At 74.1% G+C, this 24,031-nt stretch carries 20 protein-coding genes and 1 pseudogene; 11 read left to right on the forward strand and 10 right to left on the reverse strand.

What is annotated here, in order from left to right; genetic code table 11:
• Positions 1-134: 134 nt before the first annotated feature.
• From ABTZ17_RS18740 to ABTZ17_RS18750, 3 genes are all read right to left on the reverse strand, one after another.
• A complete protein-coding gene (locus ABTZ17_RS18740) occupies positions 135-1,562 on the reverse strand; it encodes an amidase (RefSeq protein ID WP_352196753.1) in 1,428 nt (475 codons plus the stop codon).
• Positions 1,563-1,697: 135 nt separating this feature from the next.
• Positions 1,698-2,390 carry an alpha/beta fold hydrolase gene (locus ABTZ17_RS18745; RefSeq protein ID WP_352196754.1) on the reverse strand — a complete coding sequence of 231 codons (693 nt, stop codon included), beginning with the start codon at positions 2,388-2,390 and terminating at the stop codon, positions 1,698-1,700.
• An 87-nt stretch (positions 2,391-2,477) separates the two neighbouring features.
• Positions 2,478-3,725 (reverse strand): MFS transporter, encoded by a 1,248-nt coding sequence (locus tag ABTZ17_RS18750; protein ID WP_352196755.1) that lies wholly within the window; start codon positions 3,723-3,725, stop codon positions 2,478-2,480.
• Positions 3,726-3,923: 198 nt separating this feature from the next.
• Here ABTZ17_RS18750 and ABTZ17_RS18755 point away from each other — a divergent pair, with 198 nt between their 5' ends.
• The 7 genes from ABTZ17_RS18755 (at position 3,924) to ABTZ17_RS18785 (ending at position 12,443) form a co-directional block, all read left to right on the forward strand.
• The gene (locus ABTZ17_RS18755) at positions 3,924-4,985 is read left to right on the forward strand and encodes a LacI family DNA-binding transcriptional regulator (protein ID WP_352196756.1); all 1,062 of its coding nucleotides are present in this window, start codon (positions 3,924-3,926) and stop codon (positions 4,983-4,985) included.
• A 165-nt stretch (positions 4,986-5,150) separates the two neighbouring features.
• A complete protein-coding gene (locus ABTZ17_RS18760) occupies positions 5,151-6,335 on the forward strand; it encodes a thiolase family protein (protein WP_352196757.1) in 1,185 nt (394 codons plus the stop codon).
• A gap of 281 nt (positions 6,336-6,616) precedes the next feature.
• Positions 6,617-8,056: an aldehyde dehydrogenase family protein gene (locus ABTZ17_RS18765; protein ID WP_352196758.1), complete on the forward strand. Its 1,440-nt coding sequence runs from the start codon at positions 6,617-6,619 to the stop codon at positions 8,054-8,056.
• A gap of 171 nt (positions 8,057-8,227) precedes the next feature.
• Positions 8,228-8,608, forward strand: a complete 381-nt coding sequence (gene trxA / locus ABTZ17_RS18770; RefSeq protein WP_352196759.1) for a thioredoxin — start codon at positions 8,228-8,230, stop codon at positions 8,606-8,608.
• A gap of 122 nt (positions 8,609-8,730) precedes the next feature.
• Positions 8,731-10,158: a dihydrolipoyl dehydrogenase family protein gene (locus ABTZ17_RS18775; protein WP_352196760.1), complete on the forward strand. Its 1,428-nt coding sequence runs from the start codon at positions 8,731-8,733 to the stop codon at positions 10,156-10,158.
• Positions 10,159-10,304: 146 nt separating this feature from the next.
• Complete coding sequence (locus ABTZ17_RS18780) at positions 10,305-11,513, forward strand: RNA ligase (RefSeq protein ID WP_352196761.1); 1,209 nt, start codon at positions 10,305-10,307, stop codon at positions 11,511-11,513.
• A gap of 3 nt (positions 11,514-11,516) precedes the next feature.
• Entirely contained in the window at positions 11,517-12,443 is a 927-nt protein-coding gene (locus ABTZ17_RS18785) for a phosphatase domain-containing protein (protein WP_352196762.1), read from the forward strand.
• Positions 12,444-12,568: 125 nt separating this feature from the next.
• On the opposite strand, the gene ABTZ17_RS18790 is transcribed toward ABTZ17_RS18785, so the two are convergent.
• Positions 12,569-13,528: a LysR family transcriptional regulator gene (locus ABTZ17_RS18790; RefSeq protein ID WP_352196763.1), complete on the reverse strand. Its 960-nt coding sequence runs from the start codon at positions 13,526-13,528 to the stop codon at positions 12,569-12,571.
• A gap of 135 nt (positions 13,529-13,663) precedes the next feature.
• Here ABTZ17_RS18790 and ABTZ17_RS18795 point away from each other — a divergent pair, with 135 nt between their 5' ends.
• On the forward strand, positions 13,664-15,850 hold the full coding sequence (locus ABTZ17_RS18795; RefSeq protein WP_352196764.1) for a M4 family metallopeptidase: 2,187 nt from the start codon (positions 13,664-13,666) through the stop codon (positions 15,848-15,850).
• A gap of 272 nt (positions 15,851-16,122) precedes the next feature.
• On the opposite strand, the gene ABTZ17_RS18800 is transcribed toward ABTZ17_RS18795, so the two are convergent.
• Positions 16,123-16,410, reverse strand: a complete 288-nt coding sequence (locus tag ABTZ17_RS18800; RefSeq protein WP_352196765.1) for a DUF2087 domain-containing protein — start codon at positions 16,408-16,410, stop codon at positions 16,123-16,125.
• Positions 16,411-16,543: 133 nt separating this feature from the next.
• Between ABTZ17_RS18800 and ABTZ17_RS18805 the strand changes: the two genes are divergently transcribed.
• A complete protein-coding gene (locus ABTZ17_RS18805) occupies positions 16,544-16,810 on the forward strand; it encodes a hypothetical protein (protein ID WP_352196766.1) in 267 nt (88 codons plus the stop codon).
• A gap of 72 nt (positions 16,811-16,882) precedes the next feature.
• On the opposite strand, the gene ABTZ17_RS18810 is transcribed toward ABTZ17_RS18805, so the two are convergent.
• The 4 genes from ABTZ17_RS18810 to ABTZ17_RS18825 all read right to left on the reverse strand — a co-directional run bounded on the left by ABTZ17_RS18810 (position 16,883) and on the right by ABTZ17_RS18825 (position 20,594).
• On the reverse strand, positions 16,883-17,503 hold the full coding sequence (locus tag ABTZ17_RS18810) for a TetR/AcrR family transcriptional regulator (RefSeq protein ID WP_352196767.1): 621 nt from the start codon (positions 17,501-17,503) through the stop codon (positions 16,883-16,885).
• Complete coding sequence (locus ABTZ17_RS18815; RefSeq protein ID WP_352196768.1) at positions 17,500-18,573, reverse strand: saccharopine dehydrogenase family protein; 1,074 nt, start codon at positions 18,571-18,573, stop codon at positions 17,500-17,502. The genes ABTZ17_RS18810 and ABTZ17_RS18815 overlap by 4 nt, the downstream gene beginning before the upstream one ends.
• A 130-nt stretch (positions 18,574-18,703) precedes the next feature.
• Positions 18,704-20,041 (reverse strand): methyltransferase, encoded by a 1,338-nt coding sequence (locus tag ABTZ17_RS18820; RefSeq protein ID WP_352196769.1) that lies wholly within the window; start codon positions 20,039-20,041, stop codon positions 18,704-18,706.
• Between the two features lie 202 nt (positions 20,042-20,243).
• Positions 20,244-20,594: a tetratricopeptide repeat protein gene (locus tag ABTZ17_RS18825; RefSeq protein WP_352196770.1), complete on the reverse strand. Its 351-nt coding sequence runs from the start codon at positions 20,592-20,594 to the stop codon at positions 20,244-20,246.
• 322 nt (positions 20,595-20,916) lie between these two features.
• On the opposite strand from ABTZ17_RS18825, the gene ABTZ17_RS18830 reads away from it, so the two are divergent.
• Positions 20,917-21,882, forward strand: a complete 966-nt coding sequence (locus ABTZ17_RS18830; RefSeq protein ID WP_352196771.1) for a pirin family protein — start codon at positions 20,917-20,919, stop codon at positions 21,880-21,882.
• A 1,406-nt stretch (positions 21,883-23,288) separates the two neighbouring features.
• Positions 23,289-23,462, forward strand: a pseudogene (locus ABTZ17_RS18835) (Hsp20/alpha crystallin family protein); the annotation flags it as partial.
• Between the two features lie 212 nt (positions 23,463-23,674).
• Here the strand turns inward: ABTZ17_RS18835 and ABTZ17_RS18845 are convergent.
• Positions 23,675-23,980, reverse strand: coding sequence for a putative quinol monooxygenase (locus ABTZ17_RS18845; protein ID WP_352196772.1), 306 nt, complete (start codon positions 23,978-23,980; stop codon positions 23,675-23,677).
• Positions 23,981-24,031: the final 51 nt, after the last annotated feature.

The following is a 24,031-nucleotide window of genomic DNA, read 5'->3' on the forward strand; positions in this document are numbered from 1 at the left end:
CCCATAACACCCCCACACCCCCACCCCTTTGCCCCCCCCCCCCTCATGCCCTCTCTGCGCTGTCACCTCTCCTCCCCCCCCGGTTGGCCCCCCCGGGCCCCCCCGGGCCGGGACGCGGCCGGGGCGCGACGGCCTCAGTACCGGGCGGGCGGCCAGTGCTCCGCCCACCGCAGGTCCGCCTCCAACTGCGCGGCCAGCGAGATCAGTCGTGGCTCCCCGCCCGCCGGGCCCAGGAGTTGGGCGCCCACCGGAAGCCCCTCCGGGGTGAACCCCGCCGGCACGTTGACCGCCGGCCAGCCCAGGACGTTCCACGTCCACGCGTACGGGCAGGCGGCGATCATCGTGCGGTCGGTGCGCAGCCCACCGAGCCCCGCGAGCGCCCCGACCGGGGGCGGGGGCACCGCGGTGGTCGGGGTCAGCACCACGTCGTACCGGCCGAAGATCTCCCCGATCCGCCGCTGGAGCAGCCCCTCCGCGCGTCGCGCCAGCCGCAGCGGCAGCCCGCCCAGCAGCCGACCGGTCCGCGCCGCCTGACGGGTCCGCGGGTCCAGCAGGCGCGGGTCCGGCACCCGTCCCGCCCAGTCCCGGATCCCCGCCGTGGCCCGGGGCACGAAGGCCGGCCCGATCGGCCCGTACCGAGGGTCCTCCGCGACCACCTCGTGGCCCAGGGCCGCCAACCGCCCGGCCAACCCCTCCACCGCCGACCGCACCCGCGGGTCGAGGACCGCGCCGCTGGCCGTGAAGGGCAGCCCGAAGGAGAGCGCGATCCGAAGCCGCCGGGGCGCCGTGCGGGCCGCCGCCGAGGCGTCCACCGCGGCGGGCCGGTGGAGGTCCCGGGGGTGCGGACCGGCCGCCGCGTCCAGCAACAGCGCCGCGTCCGCGACCGTGCGCGCGAGCACCCCGTGCACCGTGATCCCGTGGAAGGACTCCGGCTCCGGCCAGGTGGAGATCCGGCCCCGCTGCGGTTTGATCCCCACCAGGTGGGTCCAGGCCGCCGGTATCCGCACCGAACCGGCGCCGTCGGAGCCCAGCGCCGCCGGCACCAGCCCCGCGGCCACCGCGGCCGCCGAACCCCCCGAGGACCCGCCCGGCGTGTGCGCGGGGTCCCACGGGTTGCGGGTGTCCCCGAAGGCCGGTCCCTCCGTCACCGGGAACTGCCCCAGCTCGGGGGAGTTGGTCTTGCCGACGATCACCGCGCCCGCCGCCCGCAGCCGGCGCACCGCCTCGCCGTCGGCGCCGCGCGCGGGGAAGTCCCCCGCGCAACCGAAGGCGGTCGGCTCCCCGGCCACGTCCATGTCGTCCTTCACGGCCACCGGCACGCCCAACAGGGGCAGCCGCTCCCCGGTGGCCAGCCGCCGGTCCCGGTCCTCGGCCTCCGCCAGGGCGGCCTCGTGCCGCACCAGTCGGAAGGCGTTGAGGACGGGCTGCGCGGCCTCGATGCGGGCCAGCGCCCGCTCGGTGAGCTCCCGCGCGGACACCTCGCCGGCGGCCAGGGCGCGCGCCGACTCCACGAGCCCCGCGGGCCGTTCGGGAGCGAGCCCGGCAACGGACGCGCCTGTCAAAGGACCTGATACCGCACCAGACATCGGACCTCCCCGTTACCCATCGGTAGGACCGACGGTAACGGGGCCGGCGGCGGTTGTCCCGCCTCCGGGGCCGAGTGGGTCACCACTCAGGCGGCTCGGCCCCGGAGAGTGTCAGATCCACCCCTCCAACGAGGCCATGAACCCCGCGAAGTCGTCCCGGTGGACGGTGTGTCCGGCACCGGCGACCGTGCGCACCTCGAACCCGCGCTCCGCCAGCACCGCGGCCCGCTCCTCGTCGATGAGGAAGCTCGGCCCTGCCAACTGCACCAGCGAGGGCACCACCGGGGCGAGGGGCAGCAGGTCGGCCCCGGTCAGCTCGGCCAGCGCGGGGGCGGTGTCCGGGTCCCAGTCCGCCAGCGTGGCCAGCTCGACCTCCACGTCGGCGGCCTCCCAGCGCGGGTTGAGCGCCTCGATCTGCTCCCGGCCGGCCGACTTGAAGGAGGCGAAGACCTCCGGCCCCACCCCCTCGGCCAGTTGCAGCCGCCAGGCCGGGTCCGAGTACACCGCCCGAGCGGGCTTCAGCCGTTCCACCGCCAGGGACAGGGTCAGCCCGCCCAGGGAGTGCCCGAGCGCCAGCTCGGCGCCGGCGGGCAGGGTCTCCACCAGGTCGTCCGCGAAGTCCGCGAGCCCGTAGGGCCCGCGGCCGCTGGCCCCGTGGCCGCGCAGGTCGACGGCGATCACGCGGTACCCCCGTTCGGCGAGGGCGGGCCCGACCCGCCGCCAGGTCCGGTGGTCGGACATGATTCCGTGTACCAGCAGGGCGGTTCGGTCCCCGTCGCCCCAGGTGTGCGTGTGCAGTCGCACGATGCGGTCCCTCTTCTCTTTCTCTTCCGTGTTCCCACGGTGTCGTGCGCGTTCCGGGCGGCGGCCCGGAACGCTCCCGGAGCCGCCTCAGCGGACCGAGCGGATCGGTGCCACCGCCAGCGCCCCGGCGAGGGCCAGGGCCGCGGCGACCAGGAACAGCAGGGTGTACCCGCCGCTCAGCGACACCACCGCCGAGGCGACGAACGGTGCCACGATCTGCGGTCCGGCGTTGGCGACGTTGAGCACGCCCAGGTCGCGGGCGGCGTCCTCGGCGGTCGGCAGCACCATCGTCACCAGAGCGGTGTCCACGGCCATGTAGCAGCCGAAGGCGAGGCCGTTGACCACGGCGAAGACCAGCATGGCCGTCCAGCTCCTGGACAGCGCCGGCACCAGCAGTCCCGCCGCGGAGAGTGCGGCGGAGGCGCCGACGAAGGGCTTGCGGCGGCCGGCGCGGTCCGACAGCCAGCCCCCGAGCACGGTGGACACCGCCATGGCCAGGCTGGTGACCGGCATCAGCACCGCCACCGCCGCCTCCGGCGCCATGCCGCGGGGCAGCTCGGTGTGGTCCTGGAGCACGTACAACTGGTAGCCGCTCACCGCGAAGTAGCCGAGGACCAGCAGTGCCCGCCCGATGAAGGCCCACCGGAAGTCGTGGTCGCGCAGCGCGCTCGCGAAGGCGGCGAGCTGGGCGCGCGCCGGCGCCGGGGGCCGGACCGGCGGCCGCTCCTCGCGGGCGCAGCCGGTGAAGAGCACGGCGGCGCCCGCCACGAGCACCCCGAGGAGGAGGTAGCCCGTGCGGTACTCCTCGGCGAAGGCGGCGCCGACGAGGGCGCCGATCGCGGTGCCGAGCGGCAGCCCGAGCCCCACGGCCGCGGAGGCCAGTCCGCGGGAGGCGGCGGGCACCCGGTCCGGGACGACGGAAGTGAGCGCCGCCTGGTAGACGTTGAGCACCGCCTGCCCCAGGCACCAGGCCAGCGCGATGAGCAGCAGGCCGTCGGCGAGCCCGAGCAGCACCATCGCCGGTACCGCGAGCAGCCCGCCGCCCAGGATCCAGGGGTTGCGGCGGCCGGACCGGTCCGAGAGCGCGCCCGCCACGGGGTTGAAGACCGTGGCGAAGATCGCGGAGACCCCCGCGATCAGGCCGAAGTTGGCGACCTTCGCCGCCGGGTCGAGGTCCTCCACCTGGAGCGCGAGCAGGATCCCGCCGACGCCGATGTAGAGGGCGTACAGAGCGGTGTTGCCCAGCAGCAACAGGGACAGGAGGCCGCGTCCGGGGCGGGCGCCCGGTTCGGGAACGCCGGTCGCGGAGCCGGTACCGGAGGAGGAAAGGGCCACGGTGCCCTCCAGGGCGGGATGCGGGACGAGGGGACGAGGGCCCGCCGACCACGGGGGACCGGCGGGGGGACACGTGGGTGACGGCCTCGCCGCCACAACGTTTACACGTGTCACTGACTCGTGTAAGCACTGTGTAGCACTCGTTTCCGGCCATGCGCCAGACCCCGGCACCCACCGGTCTGCGAAGATGCGACGGCAATGTCTCAGTCACCGAATCCGCAGCCGACGGACCCGTCCGCCCCGGCCATCCGCTCCGTTCCGCCCACCGCCGCCGTGCCGACGAGCGCCGATGTCGCCCGGCTCGCCGGGGTCTCGCGCGCCACCGTCTCCTACGTGCTCAACAACGCCGAGGCCGTCCGGATCAGCGAACCCACCCGCCGCAAGGTCCGCGCCGCCGCCGAGGAGCTGGGCTACGTCCCGCACGCCGCGGCCCGCAGCCTGCGCGCCGGACACACCCGGATCGTCCTGCTGCCCACCGCCCACATCCCGGTGGGCCCGCTGTACAGCGGCTTCCTCAACGAACTCCAGTGGGCCCTGCGCCGCCTGGACTACACCGTGGTCCAGTACGGCAGCCTCGGCCTCACCGGCGACCAGGCCGCCCGCGCCTGGGCCGAGCTCCGTCCGGTGGCCGTGATCTCCCTCGGGGAGAACACCCTGTCCGCCCGGAACGTGGACACCCTCAAGCGGGCCGGCGCCCGCGCCGTGATCACCCTCGGACCCGACACGGTGCCCGGGGCCCACGCCCTGGTCATGGACCAGCGCGAGGTCGGTGCCCGCGCCGCCGCCCACCTGCTGGAGCGGGGGCGGCGCCGGATCGGCGTGGTGGTGCCCGAGGAGGAGGGGTTCGCGATGTTCTCCCTGCCCCGCCTCGCCGGGGTCCGGGCCACCGCCGAGCCCGAGGGCGCCGAGGTCACCGGCATCCCGATGGCGTACACCGAGGAGTCCGCGGCCCGGCTCGCCCGCCGCTGGCCCGAACTGGGCCTGGACGGGGTGTTCGCCTACAACGACGAGTACGCGATGCTGCTGATGCGGGCCCTCCAGGACGCGGGCACCGCCGTCCCGGACCGGGTGGCCGTCGTCGGCGCCGACGACCTGCTCCTCGGCCGGCTGCTCCGCCCGCGCCTGAGCAGCGTCCGGATCGAGCTGCCCACCGGGGACCGGCTGGCCGAACTGGTCGACCGCGCCGTCCGCGAACGCGGCGAACCGGAAGAGCTGCACGGCCTGATGTCCGCCCGCGTCATGGCCCGCGAATCCAGCTGAACCGGCGGCCGTGACCCGTCCCCGCGCCGCACCGGCCGCGCGGACGGTCGGGGGTGGGCGGCGGGTGGACGGGGGCGTTGACAGGGCGGCCGGCAGCGGCGGACACTGCGGGCGCGCGTTGATCAAACGCGCCAGAACCGTACGGATCCGCCCTGGAGACCCCTGATGAGCATCCGCGACGTGTACATCGTCGACGCCGTCCGCACCCCGATCGGGAAGTTCGGTGGGGCGCTCGCCGGGGTCCGCCCCGACGACCTGGCCGCCCACGTGGTGCGGGGCCTGGTGGACCGCAGCCCGGACCTCGACCCGACCCGCGTCGACGAGGTCGTCCTCGGCGACGCCAACGGCGCGGGCGAGGACAACCGGAACGTCGCGCGGATGGCCGTGCTGCTCGGCGGACTGCCCGTGACGATCCCCGGGGTCACCGTGAACCGGCTCTGCGGCTCCGGCCTGGAAGCCGTGGTGCAGGCCGCCCGGGCCATCGCCCTCGGCGACGCCTCGGTGGTGGTCGCCGGCGGCGTGGAGTCCATGAGCCGGGCCCCCTGGGTGGTGCAGAAGCCCGAGCGGGCCTTCCCCGCCGGGCACCAGCAGATGTGGTCGACCACCCTCGGCTGGCGGATGACCAACCCGCGGATGCCCGAGGAGTGGACGGTCTCCCTCGGCGAGGGCGCCGAACTCGTCGCCGACAAGCACGGCATCACCCGCGAGGCCCAGGACGCCTTCGCCCTCGCCAGCCACCACAAGGCCGCGGCCGCCTGGTCCGCCGGGCACTACGCGGCCGAGGTGCTGCCGTACCCGGGCGTGGACCTGGTGCGCGACGAATGCATCCGGGAGGGCTCCACCCCCGAGGCCCTGGCCCGCCTGAAGCCGGCCTTCCGCCCCGAGGGCACCGTCACGGCCGGCAACGCCTCCCCGCTCAACGACGGCGCGGCGGCCCTGCTGCTCACCGACGAGGAAGGGCTGCGGGCCACGGGCCGCGAGCCCCTCGCCCGGATCCGCGCCTCCGCCGTCACCGGCATCGAACCGCACCTCTTCGGGCTCGGCCCCGTGGAGGCCGTCCAGCGGGCCCTCGCCAAGGCCGGGCGCGGCTTCGCCGACCTCGGGGTCTTCGAGCTGAACGAAGCCTTCGCCGCGCAGGCCCTGGGCTGTCTGGCCGAGTGGCCGGAGCTGGACCCCGCCCTGGTCAACCGGCTCGGCGGCGCCATCGCCCTCGGCCACCCGCTCGGGGCCTCCGGGGCCCGGCTCGCCGGATCGGCCGCCCACCAGCTGGCCCGTGCCGGCTCCGGCACGGCCGTCGCGGCCCTCTGCATCGGCGTGGGCCAGGGCATCGCCCTCGTCCTGGAGCGCTGACCCACCCGGCCGCGTGCGCCGTACCGGCGAGGCAGCCGGTACGGCGGCGGGGTCCGTGGGACGCCTCCGGCATCGGCCGCCCCGGCGGGACCCGCCGCACCGGGCGATGACCACCGCACCGGGGGAACGACGGAACCCGCCCCGCGGTAGATCCTTTCCGGTCAGGTTCCGGTCGGGAACTGCCCGAGAAGCGACGGATCCCGAGCCCTCCCGCCGGCTAGCATGACGCGCGTGCCCGGGCCCGCACCCCGCCGTGCCCGCCGACCACCGGAGGCCGCGCCATGCCCCTGCTCACCCTGGACGGCGACCGGTACGGCCGCACCCTGACGGGCGCCGCGGTCCCCGTCACCGAGCCCGCGACCGGCGCCTCCCTCGGGGAGCTGCGCCTCGCCGCCCCCGCCGACGTGCCCCCGGCCGCCGCTCGCGCCGCCGCCGCCCGGCCCGTCTGGGCCCGGCTCCCGTACGCGGAACGCGCCGCCGTCCTGCGCCGCGCCGGGGACCTCTTCACCGAGCACGCCGGCGAGCTTTCCGAGTGGCTGGTCCGGGAATCGGGTTCCATACCCGGCAAGGCCGCCTTCGAGCTGCACGTCGCCGCCCAGGAGTGCTACGAGGCCGCGGCCCTCGCCTCCCGGCCCGTCGGACAGGTCCTCACCGGCGAGGCCCCCCGCCTCTCCTTCACCCGGCGGGTGCCGGCCGGGACCGTCGGGGTCATCGCCCCGTTCAACGCCCCGCTGATCCTCGCCATCCGCTCCACCGCCCCCGCCCTCGCCCTCGGCAACGCCGTCCTGCTCAAGCCGGACCGGCGCACCGCGGTCTGCGGCGGCCTGGCGCTCGCCGCCGTCTTCGAGGCCGCCGGGCTCCCCGCGGACCTCCTGCACGTGCTGCCGGGCGGCGCGGACACCGGAGCGGCGCTGGTCACCGAGCCCTCGGTGCGGGTGGTCTCCTTCACCGGGGCCACCGCCACCGGCCGGCTGGTCGGTGAGGCCGCCGGCCGCGCCCTCAAGCGCACCCACCTCGAACTCGGCGGGAACTCCGCCCTCGTGGTCCTGGCGGACGCCGACGTCGAGGCCGCCGTCGGACTGGCCGCCTGGGGCTCCTTCTTCCACCAGGGCCAGGTCTGCATGACGGCCGGCCGGCACCTGGTCCACGCCTCCCTGTACGACGAGTACACCGAACGCCTCGCGGCCAAGGCCGAGTCCCTCGCCGTCGGCGACCCGCACCGCGAGCAGGTCCACCTCGGGCCGCTGATCGACGCCGGCCAGCGCGACCGGGTGCACGCCCTGGTCGAGGCCAGCACCGCCGCCGGTGCCAAACTCCTGGCCGGTGGCACCTACCGCGAGCTGTTCTACCGACCCACCGTCCTCGCCGGCGTCACCGACGACACCCCCGCCTACGCGGAGGAGGTCTTCGGGCCCGTCGCCCCCGTCCGCTCCTTCGGCACCCTCGACGAGGCCGCCGCCCTGGCCGCCGCCGGCCCGTACGGGCTGTCCCTCGGCATCGTCACCCGCGACACCGCCCTCGGCCTGGAGCTCGCCGACCGCATCCCCACCGGCATCGCCCACATCAACGACCAGACCGTCGACGACGAGGCCGTGGCCCCCTTCGGCGGGGTCGGCGCCTCCGGCACCGGCAGCCGGTTCGGCGGCGAGGCCAACCTCGACGCCTTCACCGAGCTGCGCTGGACCACCGTCCGCCGCGAACCCGCCGGCCACCCGTTCTGAGCGCGCCCCGCCGCCGCCCGCCCCGGGGACACCGGGGATGATCAGGGGTGAACCCGGGGTGATCCCGGGGTCACCCGGAGATGATCCGGGGCACGCACGGGGGAAATAACCGGGACCGGGACACCGTTGTGCCGGATGCCCGCCCGCCGACCAGAAAGCAGGGACGAGACGATGGCCACCGTGGAGCTCACGAAGGACAACTTCGACGAGACGGTCAGCGCGAACGGATTCGTACTGATCGACTTCTGGGCGGCCTGGTGCGGCCCGTGCCGTCAGTTCGCCCCGGTCTTCGAGAAGGCCTCCGAGGCCCACCCCGACCTGGTCTTCGCCAAGGTCGACACCGAGGCCCAGCAGGAGTTGGCCGCGGCCTTCGAGATCCGGTCCATCCCCACCCTGATGATCATCCGCGATCAGGTGGCCGTCTTCGCCCAGCCCGGCGCCCTCCCCGAAGCCCTCCTGGAGGACGTCATCGGCCAGGCCCGCGCCCTCGACATGGACGAGGTCCGCGCCAAGATCGCCGCCGCCCAGGGCTCCGCCGGCACCGAAGCCTGACCCACCGGGGCGGCCCGCCCGCCCCGCGCCGGTCGCTCCGCACGGCCCGCACCCGCCGCCGGGAACGCGCCGTCCCCCGGGGAAGGCGTGCATCGGGGCCGCGGGCCACGGAGACTGTCCCCATGACCGAAGCCGTGGAGTACGACGTCGTGGTGCTCGGCGGGGGACCGGCCGGGGAGAACGTCGCCGACCGGACCCGCGCCGCCGGGCTCAGCACCGCCCTCGTGGAATCCGAACTCGTCGGGGGCGAATGCTCCTACTGGGCCTGCGTCCCCAGCAAGGCCCTGCTGCGCCCCGCCCTCGCCCGCGCCGACGCCCGCCGGGTCCCCGGGCTCGCCGCCGCCATCGAGGGCCCCCTCGACACCGGGGCCGTGCTGGCCCACCGCGACTGGTGGACCGGGAACTGGAAGGACGACGGCCAGATCGGCTGGCTCGACTCCATCGGAGCCGACCTCTACCGGGGCCACGGCCGCCTCTACGGCGAGCGCAAGGTCAGCGTCACCAGTCCCGAGGGCGAACACCACGTGCTCCTCGCCCGGCAGGCGGTGGTCCTCGCCACCGGCACCCGGGCCCTCGTCCCCGACCTGCCCGGGGTCGCCGAGGCCCGCCCGTGGACCAGCCGCGAGGCCACCTCCGCGCAGGCGGCCCCCGGCCGCCTCGCCGTGGTCGGCGGTTCCGTCGTCGCCGTGGAGATGGCCACCGCCTGGCAGGCGCTGGGATCCCGGGTCACCGTGCTCGCCCGCGGCCCCCGTCTGCTGCCCCGCATGGAGCCCTTCGCCGGGGAACTCGTCGCCGAAGCCCTCCGCGAGGCCGGCGCGGAGGTCCGTACCGACACCGCCGTGGAGTCCGTGGTCCGCGACGGACCCACCGGTCCCGTCACCCTCCTCCTCGCCGGCGGGGACACCGTCGAAGCGGACGAGGTGCTCTTCGCCACCGGTCGCAGCCCCCGCACCGAGGACATCGGACTCGACACCGTGGGCCTCGAACCGGGCGGTTGGCTCACCGTCGGCGAGGACTGCCGGGTCACCGGTAAGGACTGGCTGTACGCCGTCGGCGACGTCAACCACCGTGCCCTGCTGACCCACCAGGGCAAGTACCAGGCCCGCATCGTCGGCGCCGTCATCGCCGCCCGCGCCGCCGGGGACCCCGTGGACACCACCCCCTGGGGGCCGCACACCGCGACCGCCGACATCAAGGCCCTGCCGCAGGTGGTGTTCACCGACCCCGAGGCCGCCTCGGTGGGCCTCACCCTCGCCGAGGCCGAGCGGGCCGGGCACCGGGTGCGCGCCGTCGACCACGACCTCGGCTCCGTCACCGGCGCCGGACTCCACGCCCACGGCTACCACGGCCGGGCCCGCGCCGTCGTCGACCTCGACCGCGAGGTCCTCCTCGGCGTCACCTTCGTCGGCCCCGGAGTCAGCGAGCTCCTGCACTCCGCCACCGTGGCCGTGGCCGCGGAGGTCCCCCTGGCCCGCCTCTGGCACGCGGTCCCCGCCTTCCCCACGATCAGCGAGGTCTGGCTCCGCCTCCTGGAGACCTACCGCGGCTGACCGCCCGCACCCGCCCCGGACCGGAGCGCCGGCTCGGGGCGGCGGACCGGTTCGCCGCCCCGATCCGCCGCTCTCCTCCGATAATCACTGTCGCTCCGACCTGCCCGGACGTGAGAATGCAGGCTCACGAACCGGGAGGGAACCCCATGAGCCAGGACCGCCTGACTCTCGACGAACTGCTGCCGCCCCACGAGCTGAAAGCGGCCCTCGACGCCGGGCACGTCGTGCGCAAGAGCCACCCCGAACTGCCGCTGTCGCTGTACACGTACACCCGCGGCTGCCAGTACGAGCAGGTCTGGAACCGGGCCACCACCCGCTGCCGGGGACTCGTGGCCGACGACCGCACCGGCGAGATCGTGGCCCGCCCCCTCCCCAAGTTCTTCAACGTCGGCGAACACCGGGCGGGTCGTCCCTACGCCCCCGCCCTCCCCGACGAGCCCTTCGAGGTCCACGAAAAGGTCGACGGCAGCCTCGCCGTGATCTTCCACCACGCCGACCGCTGGCACGTCGCCACCCGAGGCTCCTTCACCAGCGACCAGGCCCGCTGGGCCCAGCGCCGGCTGGACTCCCGGGACACCGGAGCGCTGCGCCCCGGCACCACCTACCTCGCCGAGATCCTCCACCCCGGCAACCGCATCGTCGTCGACTACGGGGCCCGGCACGACCTCGTCCTCCTCGCCGCCCTGCGCACCGCCGGCGGCGAACTCCCGCTGGCCGAGGCCGCGGAGCACTGGACCGGCATCGGCTCCGTGGTGAAGGTGCACCCCGCCGTGTCCCTGGCCGAACTGGACCGGCTCACCACCGCCGGACTCCTGCCCGACGGCACCCCCGTGGGCGGCACCGAGGCGGAGGGCTTCGTGCTGCGTTTCGCCTCCGGGCTGCGCGCCAAGGCGAAGCTGACCGAGTACGTGCGCCTGCACAAGCTCCTCACCGGCGTCACCCCCCGCGACATCTGGCGCGGTCACGGCATCCAGCGCTTCGCCCACCTGCCCGCCAAGGCCGTGGCCCAGGGCCTGGGCTGCTCCCTCGCCGAGACCACCGCCGCGGGCGGGCGCCCCCTGGACGCCCTGCTGGAGCGGGTGCCGGACGAGTTCGACGGGTGGGTACGATCGGTCGTCGAGCGGCTGGAGGCGGCCGCCGCGGACCGCGGCCGGGCCGTCGAGGAGGCGTACGCCGCCCTCGCGCACCTCGCCGGGGACCGGGCCGCCTTCGCCCGGGCCGCACGGGAACTGCCCGACCGCGCCCTGCGCGCGGCGATGTTCCTGCGCCTGGACGGACGCCCCACGGACCTGTTCGTGTGGCGCTCGGTCCGCCCCGAGGCCGCCGACCCCTTCACCACCGACGAGGAGAACTGACCCGTGCCCGTAGTACACCTCATGACGGGCCTGCCGGCCTCCGGCAAGACCACCGCCGCCCGCGCCCTCCAGGCGGAGTCCGGGGGCCGGATGCGCCGGGTCAACCTCGACGACCTCCGCCGCATGCTGGACCCCCGGCCGGCCGAGGGCACCGTGCCGGAGCGCTCCTGGGAGCGGGAGCAGACCGTGCTCGCCGTCCAGGACGCCGCCGTCCGGGCCGCCGTCGAGGGCGGCTTCGACGTCGTCGTCGACAACACCCATCTGACCCGGCACGTTCCGCAGCGCATCAAGGCCGCCGTCAACGGCCTCGACGTGGAGTTCGCGGTCCACGACTTCACCGACGTGCCGTTGGAGGAGTGCCTGACCCGGGACGCGGCCCGGGAGGAGTCGGTGGGGGAGGAGATCATCCGGATCCTCGCCGACAAGCACGCCAAGGCCCGCAAGGGCGGCTGGCGGCTGACCGCCGAGTGGCTGGCCGACCGGCCCGCCGTCACCCCGTACGAGGCCGACGCGGCCCTGCCCTCGGCCGTGATGTGCGACATCGACGGCACCCTGGCCCTGCGCGGGGACCGCGGCCCTTACGACTTCACGCGCTGCGGCGAGGACCTGCTCAACCCGCCCGTCCGGGAGGCCCTGGAGGCGTTCCGGGAGGCCAAGGGCGACACCGTCGTCCTGCTCTCGGGGCGGAGCGAGGAGCACCGGTCGGTGACGGAGGAGTGGCTGACCCGTCACGAGGTCCACTGGGACGAGCTGTGGATGCGCGCCGAGGGCGACGGCCGCAGTGACGACGTCGTGAAGTCGGAGCTCTTCGACCGGCACGTGCGGACCCGGTTCGCGGTGCGGGTCTCGCTGGACGACCGGGACCGCGTGGTGGCCGTCTGGCGCCGCATGGGACTGCCGACCTGGCAGGTCAACTACGGTAATTTTTGAGTAAACTGACGGATCGTCGGCATAGGGTGACGATTCATCAGATGTGTGGTGCGGTCCGATGTCGAGGGCCGGGCGGGCGGGTTCCGGGCCCGTCCGGCCCCTTCCGTTTCTCCGGACCGCGGCCCTCAGCCCAGGTCGGGGTGGAGCTCCGGGCGGGCCTCCCACCAGGCGCGGTGGTACGGGTTGTTGTCGAGGTTCGCCAGGTACGCGGCGGCGGCGGCCCGGTAGATCAGGTCCGCCTGCCGGGCCGAGACCGCCGAACGGTTCCAGGCCAGCCGGATCCGGCCGGTGATGGGATCGCCCACCAGCGGCAACAGCACGGTGCCCGCCGCGCCCGGGGCGCTCGGCTGGCTCAGGGAGACCGCCCGGCCCGCCGCGATCAGGTCGTAGTGCATCTTGCGGTCGGTGATCCGGTACCGCAGTGACGGGGTGAACCCCGCCTTGGCGCAGGCCGCGACCAGGGCCTCGGGGCCGCCGTCGTCGTCCTCGATCAGGGTCATCCAGGACTCCCCGGCCAGCTCCGCCAGCTCGATCCGCTCCCGGCCCGCCAGCGGGTGATCGGCGGAGATCCGCACGCAGAACGGCTCCTTGGCGACCAGGGTGCGGGACAGGGCCCCCTCGGGGAGCGGCACCGCGTGGTCGTCGACCTCGCCGTAGGCGATCACGTCGTACCGTCCGGCGCCCAGCATGCGGCTCAGCGCGGTCACCGAGTCCTCCAGGCTCACCGCGAACTCCTGGCCCGACATCACCCGGTCCAGCTGCTCCAGGAAGCCGTCCACCAGCACCAGCAGGATGCAGCCGAGTCGCAGCGGCGCGTCCACGGCCGCCGCCCGGGCGCCGGCGACCAACTGGTCCATTTCGCCCAGGACCCGGCGGGCCTTCGACAGCACGAATTCGCCGAGCGGGGTGGGCTCCACCCCGGCCCGCCCGCGGACGAAGAGTTCGCCCCCGGCGACCCGTTCGATGCGGCGCAACTGGGCCGACAGCGCGGGCTGCGACACCCCGAGCCGCACGGCGGCCCGGCCGAGACTGCCCGATTCCGCTATCCGGCAGACGGCTTCCAGATGCCTCAACTCCAGCTGCATTTCAGCAGCGTATGCCGCTCGGAGCCGCCGCACCATAACTCGGATCTTATGCCCGGTGGGATGTGCCGAACTGGTCATGCCCACGCCCATACTCGGCGCGACCCAATCCGTCTCCCCCCACGAACGGAGCAGACGTTGCAGTCCACCAGACTGACCGCCTCGGTGGCGGCCCTGGCCCTGGCCGCGAGCCTCGCCGGTGCCCTTTCGGCCACCGCCACCGCGGCCCCCCGGGTACAGCCCGCGCCTCCCCAGCAGGGCAAGTCCCTCGCCCTCGCCGCCGCCGACCAGGCGGCCGCCAGCGGCCTCGACGGCCTGCGCCACGGCGCGGACGAAGACCTCGTGCGCACCGGCGTGACCCCCTGGGCCAACGGCCTCTACTACGCCGCGTACGAGCGCACCTACCGCGGCCTGCCGGTCGTCGGCGGCGACGCCGTGGTCCTCACCGACAGCAAGGGCAAGGTCCGCGACGTGGCCGCCGCCCCCGCCCCCGCCATCAAGGTGGGCGTCAAGGCCAAGGTCACCGCGGCCGCCGCCCTCGCCACCGCCCGCAAGCAGCTCGCGAGGACCGAGAGCGCGAGCACCCCCGAACTGACCGTGCTGCTCAAGGGGAAGCAGGCCGTCCTGGCCTGGCGGACCACGGTCAGCGGCCGTACCGCCGAGAACCTGCCCAGCGTGCTGGACACCTTCGTGGACGCCCGCACCGGCGGCATCGCCCGCGCCACCGACAAGGTGCTGCACGCCGACGGCCGCGGCTACCACAACGGCAACGTCACCATCGACACCGCCGCCTCCTCCATGACGGACCCGAACCGCTCCGGGTTCCGCTGCGGCGGCCAGAACGGCAGCGCCTACACCGGCTCCTCGCCCTGGGGCAACGCCGGGGCCAACGACCTGGTCACCGCCTGCGTGGACATCATGTACGCCGCCCAGCGCGAATCCGACATGCTCAAGCAGTGGTTCGGCTACAACGGCATCAACGGCCAGGGCGGCATGGTCCCGGCCCGCGCCGGCCTCAGCGAGGTCAACGCCTACTACGACGGCTCCAAGACCACCTACGGCCGCAACCAGAACGGCACCAACCAGCTCACCGGCATCGACGTCGTCGCCCACGAGTACGGCCACGAGATCTTCGACAAGACCCCGGGCAGCGCGGGCAGCAGCAACGAGAACGGGGGCATGAACGAGTCCACCGGCGACATCTTCGGCGCGCTCACCGAGCACTTCGCGAACAACCCGAACGACACCCCCGACTACACCGTCGGCGAGAAGCTGAACTTCCTCGGCGACAACAAGCCGATCCGCTACATGTACAACCCGTCGCTGCGCAACAACGACCCCAACTGCTACAACCAGCTCACCTCCAACACCGAGGTGCACGCGGCGGCCGGACCGCAGAACCACTGGTTCTACCTGCTCGCCGAGGGCTCCAACCCGGGCGGCGGCAAGCCCGCCAGCCCCATATGTTCCGGCGGCCCCTCCTCGGTGACCGGCATCGGCATCCAGAAGGCCGGCAAGATCTTCATGGGCGGCCTGCTCGCGAAGACCTCCGGCTGGAACCACCTCGCGGCCCGCAAGGCCACCCTGGCCGCGGCGAAGAACACCTACGGCTCGGCCGAGTGCCTGGCCACCAAGGCCGCCTGGGACGCCATCCGGGTCCCCGCCCAGTCCGGTGAGACCGACTGCGGCGGCACCACCAACCCCGACTTCTCCCTCGCGCTGAACCCGGCCTCCGGATCCGTCCAGCCCGGCAGTTCCGTCACCGCCACGGTCAACACCTCGACCACCGGCGGCAACGCGCAGACCGTGCAGCTCTCCGCGAGCGGCCAGCCCAGCGGCGTGACCGTCAGCTTCAGCCCCTCCTCGGTGACCTCCGGGAACTCCGCCACGATGACCGTGGCCACGGCCGCGGGCACCGCCCAGGGCAGCTACCCGATCACCGTGACCGGCATCGGCTCGGCCAGCCACACCGTCACCTACACCCTGACCGTGGGCACCACCACCCCGCCGACGGGTTGCGCGGGCAGCGAGTTCACCTACCAGGGAACCCTGGCGGCCGGGCAGGTACAGGCCCAGCCCGACGGCTCCTACTACTACTCCACGGCCTCCGGCCGCCACGTCGGCTGCCTGCGCGGTCCGGCCACCGCGGACTACGACCTCTACCTGCAGAAGTGGAACGGCTCCGCGTGGGTGGACGTCGCGGTCTCCGGTGACGCCGACGCCAGCGAGGACATCAGCTACAACGGCACCGCGGGGTACTACCGCTACCTGGTCCACGCCTACAGCGGTTCCGGCAGCTACACCCTGGGTCTGACCAACCCGTAGGTCCGGAACGGGGGGCGGATGGCGCGGTCGGCCCTGAGCGGGCCGCGCCACCCGATTCCACAACGGCCCCGCGGCCCGCACGCGAACCCTGACCGCGCGTGCCGGCCGTGGGGCGCACCTCGGTGGGACCCGGGCGCGTCGACGCACCTCGTGCCCCGCGCCCCGTGCCGTCGTGCACGCCACAGCCTCCGGGCGGCCGCTCCCCCGGCCGCCCGGTCGGCGTTGCCGGGCCGGCGCACCGCCCGTGGGCGGGGTCGCCCGGGGGCCTCGGCTCAGGCCGCCGCGTCGACCCGCCGGTACGCGGAACCGTCGCGGGTCCGCTCCAGGTGGCCGCCGATCACCAGGTAGCGGCGCAACGCCGAACAGTCCTCGTGGACGGTCCGCAGGGCCTCGTTCACCTCCGGCTCGCTGTAGGAGCGGTCCGGTTCGAAGAGGGTCCCGGCGAGGTGGGCCAGGAGCTGCTCGCGGCGCGCGGGGCGGCGGGGGATCGCCTTGAGGCGACCCTGCTGGAAGAGGTCCGCGACACCGCGCGGGGATTGCTCGGCACTGGTCTGTGACATGGGAGAAGCCTCGCCGAGCCGCCGGCCGCGGGCAAAGGGATTACCGGCGGGGGCCGGGCGTGACCACCGCTCCCCGCGGTCGTTGTCGGAGCGTCCGCCGCTGCTCCGTACGAACCCCGTGAAGGGAGACCCGATGCGCCGCGTCCCGGCCGCCGGTGTGCCCGCCCCGTCCGTCTCCGGCCGTCCCGCCCGGCCGACCGTCCTCGCCCCGATCGCCGGTCTGCTCCTGCTCTGCTCCGCGGCCCCCGCCCTCGCGGCGGCCCCGGCCGCGGACGGGCCCGGGGCCGTCGGTACCTCCCTGGGCAGTCCGGGCCGTTCCGAGATCCGCCCCTCGGTGGGCATCACCCAGAACGTCCCGGGCCGCCTCCTGAACGAACTGGGCACCCAACTCAAGGGGTGACCCCGACCGACCCGCAGAGCGCCCGGCTCACCGCCCGGCCGACTCACCGTCCGGCGGCCCTACCGACTCGCTTCAGGCTCCGGGCGGCGCGAGGAGCCCCAGGGCCAGCCGCCTCAACTCGGCCTCCGCACCCGGTCCGGGGCGTCCCGCGATCCCGGAGCGGAACAGCGAGGCCCCCTCGATCAGCATCACGAAGGCCGCCGCGCGGGACTCGAACTCCGCGGGCGGGGCGCCGGGGGAGCGACGGGCCATGAACTCCGCGACGTGCCGGGTGTACGCCGCGTAGAACTCCCGCACCGCCCGCGCCGCGCTCTCCTCCCGCGCCGCCAGCGCCCAGATCTCCGTGAACATCCGCACCAGGCGGGCGTCCTCGTGGTCGGCGAGGAGGACGGCGTCCAGCACGGCGGCGTCCTCGGCGGGGCCGTTCCCGGCGGTGGCCGGGTCCGGGCACACGGCGGCCACCCGGGCCAGGGCGCCCGAGAGGACCTGCTCCAGCAGGGCCGCGATCAGGTCGGCGCGGGCCGGGAAGTAGTACTGCAGGTGCCCGATGCGCACCCCGGCCTCGGCGGCGACGGCGCGCAGGGTCAGTTCGGCGCCGCCCTCCCCGGCGAGCACCCGCTCGGCCGCGGCGAGGAGTTCGGCCCGCCGCCGGGTCCCCTTGGGGGTGGGCGCGGCGGGTCCGGTCGGGCTCACGCGGCGGCCTCCGTCAGCTCGACGCCCAGCGCGGCCAGTGCCTCGGGCACCGCGGCCGGCCGGGGGGTGAGTTCGGGGAAGGACACCCCGGGGACGGGGTCGGCGCCGTCGGCCCCCAGCACCCGGCGCAGGCCCAAGAGGGCTCCGACGGCCGTCAGATGGCACTGCCCGAGCCCGTCGGAGACCGTCACCGCCGCGGTGCGCGGCCCGTGGGCGAGGTCCACCCGGAAGCGGGCGGTGCCGCCGCTGCCGGGGGAGTGGAGCAGGGCCCGGCGCGCCGGGGTCCAGCGCGCGCCGCCGGCCCAGCGGAAGAAGCCGGTGCGCCGCAGGGCCAGCAGCCCCCGGGTGGCCGCGGCCGAGCTGAAGCCGATGCGGGTGGCGGCGGTGGTGGTGCCCAGGGTCAGCGGCAGGGTGTACTGCTCGGGGGTGTCGAGCCGGGCCACGGTGGTGGGGTCGGCGCCGATCCGCACCGTACGGGCCCCGCTGAGCGGACCGACCAGCCGGCGGCGGCCGTCCTCGACCACCTCGAAGTCGAGTCCGAGCCGGTCCATGAACTCCACCGAGTCCGCACCGGAGCGGTCGGCCATGTCCCAGCGCACGGCGGTCTCGACCCGGTCCGCACCGCCCAGCCGGTCCGCCAGGGAGGCGGCGACGAGCGTGCTCACCCCGCCCATCCACGCGGAGGACAGCAGCACCGGCGCGGTCGGCCGCAGCAGCGCCGCCACCGTGGCGGCCCGCTGCACCCGCGCGGTCCAGCGGGTGATGTCCACGTACGGCACGCCGGCCGCCACCGCCGCCCGCAGCACCCGGTCCCCGGGATCGTTCACGCAGGACACCACCGCCGACACGGCGGCGGCGAACGGCTCGGGGGCGTCGAGGTCCCAGCGTCGCACCTCCGCTCCGAGCTCGCGGGCGAGCGTCGCGCCGTTCGCCGGGGTGCGGCCGGTCAGCAGGAGCCCCCGGTCCGGCAGGTCCGTCGCGACCAGGCGCGCCAGCTCGGCGCCGACGAGTCCGTACCCGCCCGTGATCAGGACCGGACCGGCGGGGTCGTAGCGCAGTTCGTCTCTCATGGCAGCAGTCTAGGTCGTCCGACCGAGAAAACTAGGTCTGCCGACCTAAAAAATGTCCACGGAAAAGCCCGCGGGGCGGAGAGCCGGTTCCGACCGGCTCTCCGCCCCGCGGGCGGGGGCGCTCCGTCCGCTACCGTTTCACGGCGCGCAGGACCACGAACTTGCGGTCGCCCGCGATGAGTTCGCAGTTCCCGAACAGTCGCCGCAGCTTGAGGTGGTAGCCGAGGTTGCGGTTGCCGACCACCCACAGCTCGCCGTCGGTCCGCAGGGCCCGCCGGGCCTGGGAGAACATCCGCCAGGCGGTGGTGTCCGTGGTGGCCTGGTGCGAATGGAAGGGCGGGTTGTTGAGGATCAGGTCCACCGAGCCCGGGGCCTCGTCGGCCAGCCCGTCACCGACGACGAACTCCGCCGCGCCGTAGGGGTGGTTGGCCCGGAAGGTGGCTTCGGCGGAGGCGACGGCCTGGTACGACTCGTCCGCGAAGACGAGGGTGGCCGCCGGGTTGCGCCGGGCCAGGGCGGCACCCAGTACGCCGTTGCCGCAGCCGAGGTCGACGACGCGTTCGGCCCCGCGACTGCGCGGCAGGTTGGCCAGGAAGAAGCGGGTGCCGATGTCGAGCCGGTCGGCGCAGAACACCCCGGCGTGGCTGGTGACGGAGAGGCCGGCCGCGGGCCCCTCGTCCTCGCCCAGCGCGTACGTCAGGGGCCACGGGTTCGGGAGCGGCCGCAGGTCCGCGGCCGGGGCGCACAGGATCAGGCGGGCCTTCCTGACCGCGAGGGAGGTCCGGGTCGGGCCGACGATCCGCTCGAACAGCTTCAGCGTCGAGGTGTGGATCTCCTTCACCATGCCGGTGCCGACGACCACGGTGCCCGGGTGCAGGTGCGGCGCGAGCCGGTGCAGCTGGTCCTCCAGGAGGGCCAGGCTCTTGGGCACCCGCACGACCAGCACGTCCACCCGCTCCGGCGGGGCCTCGCGGCTGGTGAGCAGCCGTACGTCGGAGGTTCCGGGGCCGACCAGACGGGCCAGGGAGGCCCGGGTGGCCTCGCGGCCCAGGAAGGAGTCGGTGATCTGCACCAGGTCCCCGGCCGGGCCGCCGTCGGCGCCGTCCGCCTCCGCCGCGCCGCGGGCCGCGAGGCCCGTGGTCAGCGCGCCCCAGCGGTCACCGAGGACGACCACGGTGCGGCCCGCGGTCACCACCGGACCGGCGCTGCCGCCGGTCAGCGCCCGGATCTCCCCGTCCGCCTTCTCGGTCTCCTCACCGGTCTCGCCGGCGAGGTACCGCAGGAGGTACTCGTCCGCCGCGTCCCAGGCGCGCAGCCTGTCCCGCGGTTCCTCCGGGAACCGGCCGAGCCGGAGCGCCCCCCAGGGGGAGGGGAGGAGTTCGTCGCCGCCGCTGTCGGGGCCCTGTGCTTCGTCGCCGCGGGGGCCGGTGCTTCCGGTGCCGCCCGCCGTTCCTGTGCTGCCTGTCATCGTGCTGCCAGGCTAACCGAGCCCGGCCGCCCCCGCCGCCACGCGCCCGCGGGGTGCGGGAGCGTGCTGCGACGGGGACGACCGGGCGAGGGTTGGCGGAAGGCGGCCGGTGCGCGACCGCGCCGCCGGGCGCGGTGCCGGGTGTGGTGCGCGGGCACCGGCCGCCGACCCCGGAGCGGTCCGCCCCCTCCGGGAACCGGCCCTACTCCGGGAACTCGCCCGCCATGGCCGCGGCCATCCGCAGGTACGGGGCCGCCTCCGCGGCCCGCCCCTGCCGCTCCAGGGTGCGACCCAGCATCAGCGTGGCGTAGTCCTCCACCGGCCACCGCTCCAGGATTCCCCGGAGCTCCGACTCGGCCCGGCCGAGCTGGGCCGAGTGGTAGTACGCGCGGGCCAGCAGCAGGCGCGGGGCCAACTGCTCCGGGGCCTCGCCGGCCAGCCCGTCCAGCACCCGCGCGGCGTTCGCGTACTCCTTCGCGTCGAAGAAGAGCCGGGCCCGCGCCCAGCGCTCGGCCGCCGTCCCGTGCTCGTAGTACGCCGTACGCTCGCTCATGGTGTCCGTCCGTTCCGTGGCCCCGGTGGCTCCGGGGTCGTACGGTCCGCTCAACCGACCCACTTCGTTGAATATTCCACGAACCTTGGCGGGCCCTCGGAGCGCGGCCGGGCCGGGAGCCCGGAGCCGGAGGGCCAGAGAGGGTCATGGAGGGCCCGGGGGACGGGTCGGGGCGGATCAGAGGCGATCAGATGCGATCAGAGGTGGATCCGGAGGAGGACGGGAGGCGGATCGCAGACGGGTCCGAGGCGGATCGGGGACGGTTCGACGGAGAGGGCCCGGACATGTCCCGTACGCCCCCGGTCCCGGCTACTTTGACCCCATGAGCAATCTCGATCGCCAGGCATCCGTGTCGGTCTGCGGCGGACGCGGCTTCGTCGTCGCCGAACCGGTGCGGGAACTCCTCTCCCCGCGCCGCGTCCAGCTGGGCACGGCCACCGAGGTCCGCAGGCTCCTCCCCAACCTGGGCCGCCGGATGGTCGGCGCCTGGTGCTTCGTGGACCACTACGGCCCCGACGACATCGCCGACGAACCCGGCATGCAGGTCGCGCCGCACCCCCACATGGGCCTCCAGACGGTCAGTTGGCTCCACGAGGGCGAGGTCCTGCACCGCGACAGCACCGGCAGCCTCCAGACCGTACGCCCCCGCGAACTCGGCCTCATGACCTCCGGACGGGCCATCAGCCACTCCGAGGAGAGCCCCCGCCCGCACGCCCGCTACCTCCACGGCGCCCAACTGTGGGTGGCCCTCCCCGACGCGCACCGCCACGTCGAACCCCACTTCCAGCACCACGCCGAACTCCCCGTGGTCACCGCGCCCGGCCTCAGCGCCACCGTGATCCTCGGCGACCTCGACGGCGCCGCCTCGCCCGGCACCGCCTACACCCCGATCACCGGCGCCGACCTCACCCTCACCGCCGGCGCCGACCTCCGCCTGCCCCTGCGCCCGGACTTCGAGTACGCGGTCCTCTCCATGTCCGGAGAGGCCCACGTGGACGGCGTCCCCGTCCTCCCCGGCTCCATGCTCTACCTCGGCTGCGGCCGCACCGAACTCCCCCTCCGCGCGGTCTCGGACGCGAGCCTCATGCTCCTGGGCGGCGAACCCTTCGAGGAGGAGATCGTCATGTTCTGGAACTGGATCGGCCGCTCCCACGAGGAGATCGTCCAGGCCCGAGAAGACTGGATGAACGGGTCCCGATTCGGCGAAGTGAAGGGCTACGACGGCCCTCCGATTCCGGCCCCAGAGCTTCCCCCAACCCACCTGAAGGCGCGAGGAAGGGTGCGTTGAACTGCTGGTTTGTGCGCGCGAGGGCTGGGTGTGACAATCGCGCCCGGCCCTCCGGTTTTGGTTTCTCAGGGGAGGCTGTCGAATGCGGGGCGAGAGCCTTCGGCGCCGACGGTCGAGTCTCGTGTGTCGCAGGCTCTAACCAGGTTTAGTCGGACGAATGCCGACTTTGCTGACGAGTAGTTAGGTCTGGTTGCCGTCGCCGCCTCTTGGCAGTCATGGGCGATGGTGGTCGCCGCCGGGCCGTCGCCTCCCACCACCCTGGCGGCGAACCATGCCGGGGTCTGCGAGCCATGGATGAGGGGGGCGGGTTGGTGCGCGGCGGGTGTTGTGCACAAGTGACAAGACATTGCTCGGCCGGTCCTCTTCGCCGCGGAGCTGGAAACGTCGTGTGAGAGCGGAAAGCCTACGGCTCCGATGTGACGGGGCGTTCCAGTGGAGTGCCCTCTTTGAGGAATCGGGTGACCGCGTCCATGCGGTCGGAGAATCCGACTGGAGTGTGGTCCGCCAAGAGGTCGAGGTGATCGGCGGGCCAGGCTTGGGTCGGGCCCCAGACGTCGACTCCGGCATCGGCCAAGCGAGAAACCATGGTGCCGCCGTCGCTGGCCAAGGCGTCGTCTGCGGACACTCGGAGAAGGACGGTCAGGCCGTCTCCTCAGCGAAGTACGAGCGTCCTGTGGGTGTGACGGATCCCGGGCGGCCTGCCGGTGCGATGTGCCAGCAGCGCAGGTCCTCGGTGAGGCGGGGGTCGAGGGGGAGGCGCTCATGGGTATTCCTCGAATCCCTCTAGCGTCGGGGCCGGTATCGGCGGAGATGTCCATCTTGCATTCCAGGACGAAGTCCCTGACGACGCGGTCGTACTCTTCGTCCATAGAGGTGAGCGTCGCATCGGCGATCGGGTCCGGCGCGTGACGGATGTCATCCCTCGAGGCGGCGGAGGGCCGTGCGGATTCCGGGGTGGAGGAGTATCAGGCTGTACTCCCACGGCTTGTCGAGGCCTATTCCGAAGCTGAGGTCGAGGCGGCAGGAGAGATCGGTGCGGACAGGAGTGTTCGCCTCGACGTGGATAGGGGAGTACGCGCGACGCGGAGCATTCGGCCAGGGCATCGATCATCACGTCGTCAGGGTCCATGCACTGCCCCCTCAGCATCGAGACGACGAACATGGAACCAGCACACCGGGACTGATAGTGGAACGGATCAACGTCTCGCGTCTTCCTCAAGGTCTTCGGCCACACCTCGCGCGAGCCTCCACCGCTCCAGCAAGCCGCCGTTGGTCTGGGCTCGGTCGACGCGGAGGGCGGTTCCTCTGTGCGTCGGCGCCGGCAGCAACTTGCCGACCGGGTTCGGAAGTCTGCGCAGTCGCCGTGACAGCCGCCGACACCAGAGAGCCGCGCCGTATGGCTCAGCAGACTCGGTGTCTTCTCCTGTCAGATCATGCTGGCCGACACCCTCGACACCGAGCGCATCGAAGCCGACTACGACGCGGGTGTCCTGACCCTGCGGATCCCGATCGCCGAGCGCGCCAAGCCGTGGAAGATCGCCATCGGCGGCGAGGCGGGCCGTAAGCAGATCTCCGGCTGATCCGGCCGGTACCTGCGACGGAGGACGGGGAACCCGATCCCCCTACGGCACCCCGTCCTCCGCACCCCTTGGCCCCTTTCACCCCTCCCATGGAGGTGACGTGAGATGTCGATGCGCCGGGAAGCGTTCCTGGACCACGTCCAGGAACGCGGCGAGTACCGGACCCGGGAAGAAGCCGAACGGCGCCGGGCGTGGACAAGGCAGTTTGGTCCTCAGGGGATTTTGTGGGCGAGGACGTCCAGTTGCTCGACGGAAGGCGGTTGGGCGAACAGTTCGCCGGCTCGTTCAGCCAGGGCGCTGCCCAGGCGGCCGGCGAGGTGGGCCTGGCGTGCGTCGTCGTGGGGAAAGGCGTCGAAGATGGCGAAGGTGGACGGGCTCAGGCGTACGGCGAACCAGGCGACGGTGCCGGGCTCCTCCCGCACGATGGCAAGGCCGTCGCGGAGGAAGGCGGCGACCTCTTCCTCCTTGCCGGGCTGGGCCTCGACCTGTACGTGTAGCGCGACGTTGATGTCAGCCATGAGGGGACTCCTTTCAGGTGCTCGGCCGCCCGGGAGCGGCCGGGCACTGCC

The sequence above is a fragment of the Streptomyces sp. NPDC097619 genome (genome assembly GCF_040302735.1).
In the GTDB taxonomy this organism is placed as follows: Bacteria; Actinomycetota; Actinomycetes; order Streptomycetales; family Streptomycetaceae; genus Streptomyces.

Bases quoted from the DNA above. Each gene is read 5' to 3' on its own strand.
- ABTZ17_RS18780 (WP_352196761.1), top strand. From the start codon at position 10,305: ATGAGCCAGGACCGCCTGACTCTCGACGAACTGCTGCCGCCCCACGAG.
- ABTZ17_RS18820 (WP_352196769.1), bottom strand. From the start codon at position 20,041: ATGACAGGCAGCACAGGAACGGCGGGCGGCACCGGAAGCACCGGCCCC.
- ABTZ17_RS18845 (WP_352196772.1), bottom strand. From the start codon at position 23,980: ATGGCTGACATCAACGTCGCGCTACACGTACAGGTCGAGGCCCAGCCC.
- trxA (WP_352196759.1), top strand. From the start codon at position 8,228: ATGGCCACCGTGGAGCTCACGAAGGACAACTTCGACGAGACGGTCAGC.
- ABTZ17_RS18790 (WP_352196763.1), bottom strand. From the start codon at position 13,528: ATGCAGCTGGAGTTGAGGCATCTGGAAGCCGTCTGCCGGATAGCGGAA.
- ABTZ17_RS18800 (WP_352196765.1), bottom strand. From the start codon at position 16,410: ATGTCACAGACCAGTGCCGAGCAATCCCCGCGCGGTGTCGCGGACCTC.
- ABTZ17_RS18755 (WP_352196756.1), top strand. From the start codon at position 3,924: ATGTCTCAGTCACCGAATCCGCAGCCGACGGACCCGTCCGCCCCGGCC.
- ABTZ17_RS18825 (WP_352196770.1), bottom strand. From the start codon at position 20,594: ATGAGCGAGCGTACGGCGTACTACGAGCACGGGACGGCGGCCGAGCGC.
- ABTZ17_RS18765 (WP_352196758.1), top strand. From the start codon at position 6,617: ATGCCCCTGCTCACCCTGGACGGCGACCGGTACGGCCGCACCCTGACG.
- ABTZ17_RS18805 (WP_352196766.1), top strand. From the start codon at position 16,544: ATGCGCCGCGTCCCGGCCGCCGGTGTGCCCGCCCCGTCCGTCTCCGGC.
- ABTZ17_RS18775 (WP_352196760.1), top strand. From the start codon at position 8,731: ATGACCGAAGCCGTGGAGTACGACGTCGTGGTGCTCGGCGGGGGACCG.
- ABTZ17_RS18815 (WP_352196768.1), bottom strand. From the start codon at position 18,573: ATGAGAGACGAACTGCGCTACGACCCCGCCGGTCCGGTCCTGATCACG.
- ABTZ17_RS18830 (WP_352196771.1), top strand. From the start codon at position 20,917: ATGAGCAATCTCGATCGCCAGGCATCCGTGTCGGTCTGCGGCGGACGC.
- ABTZ17_RS18760 (WP_352196757.1), top strand. From the start codon at position 5,151: ATGAGCATCCGCGACGTGTACATCGTCGACGCCGTCCGCACCCCGATC.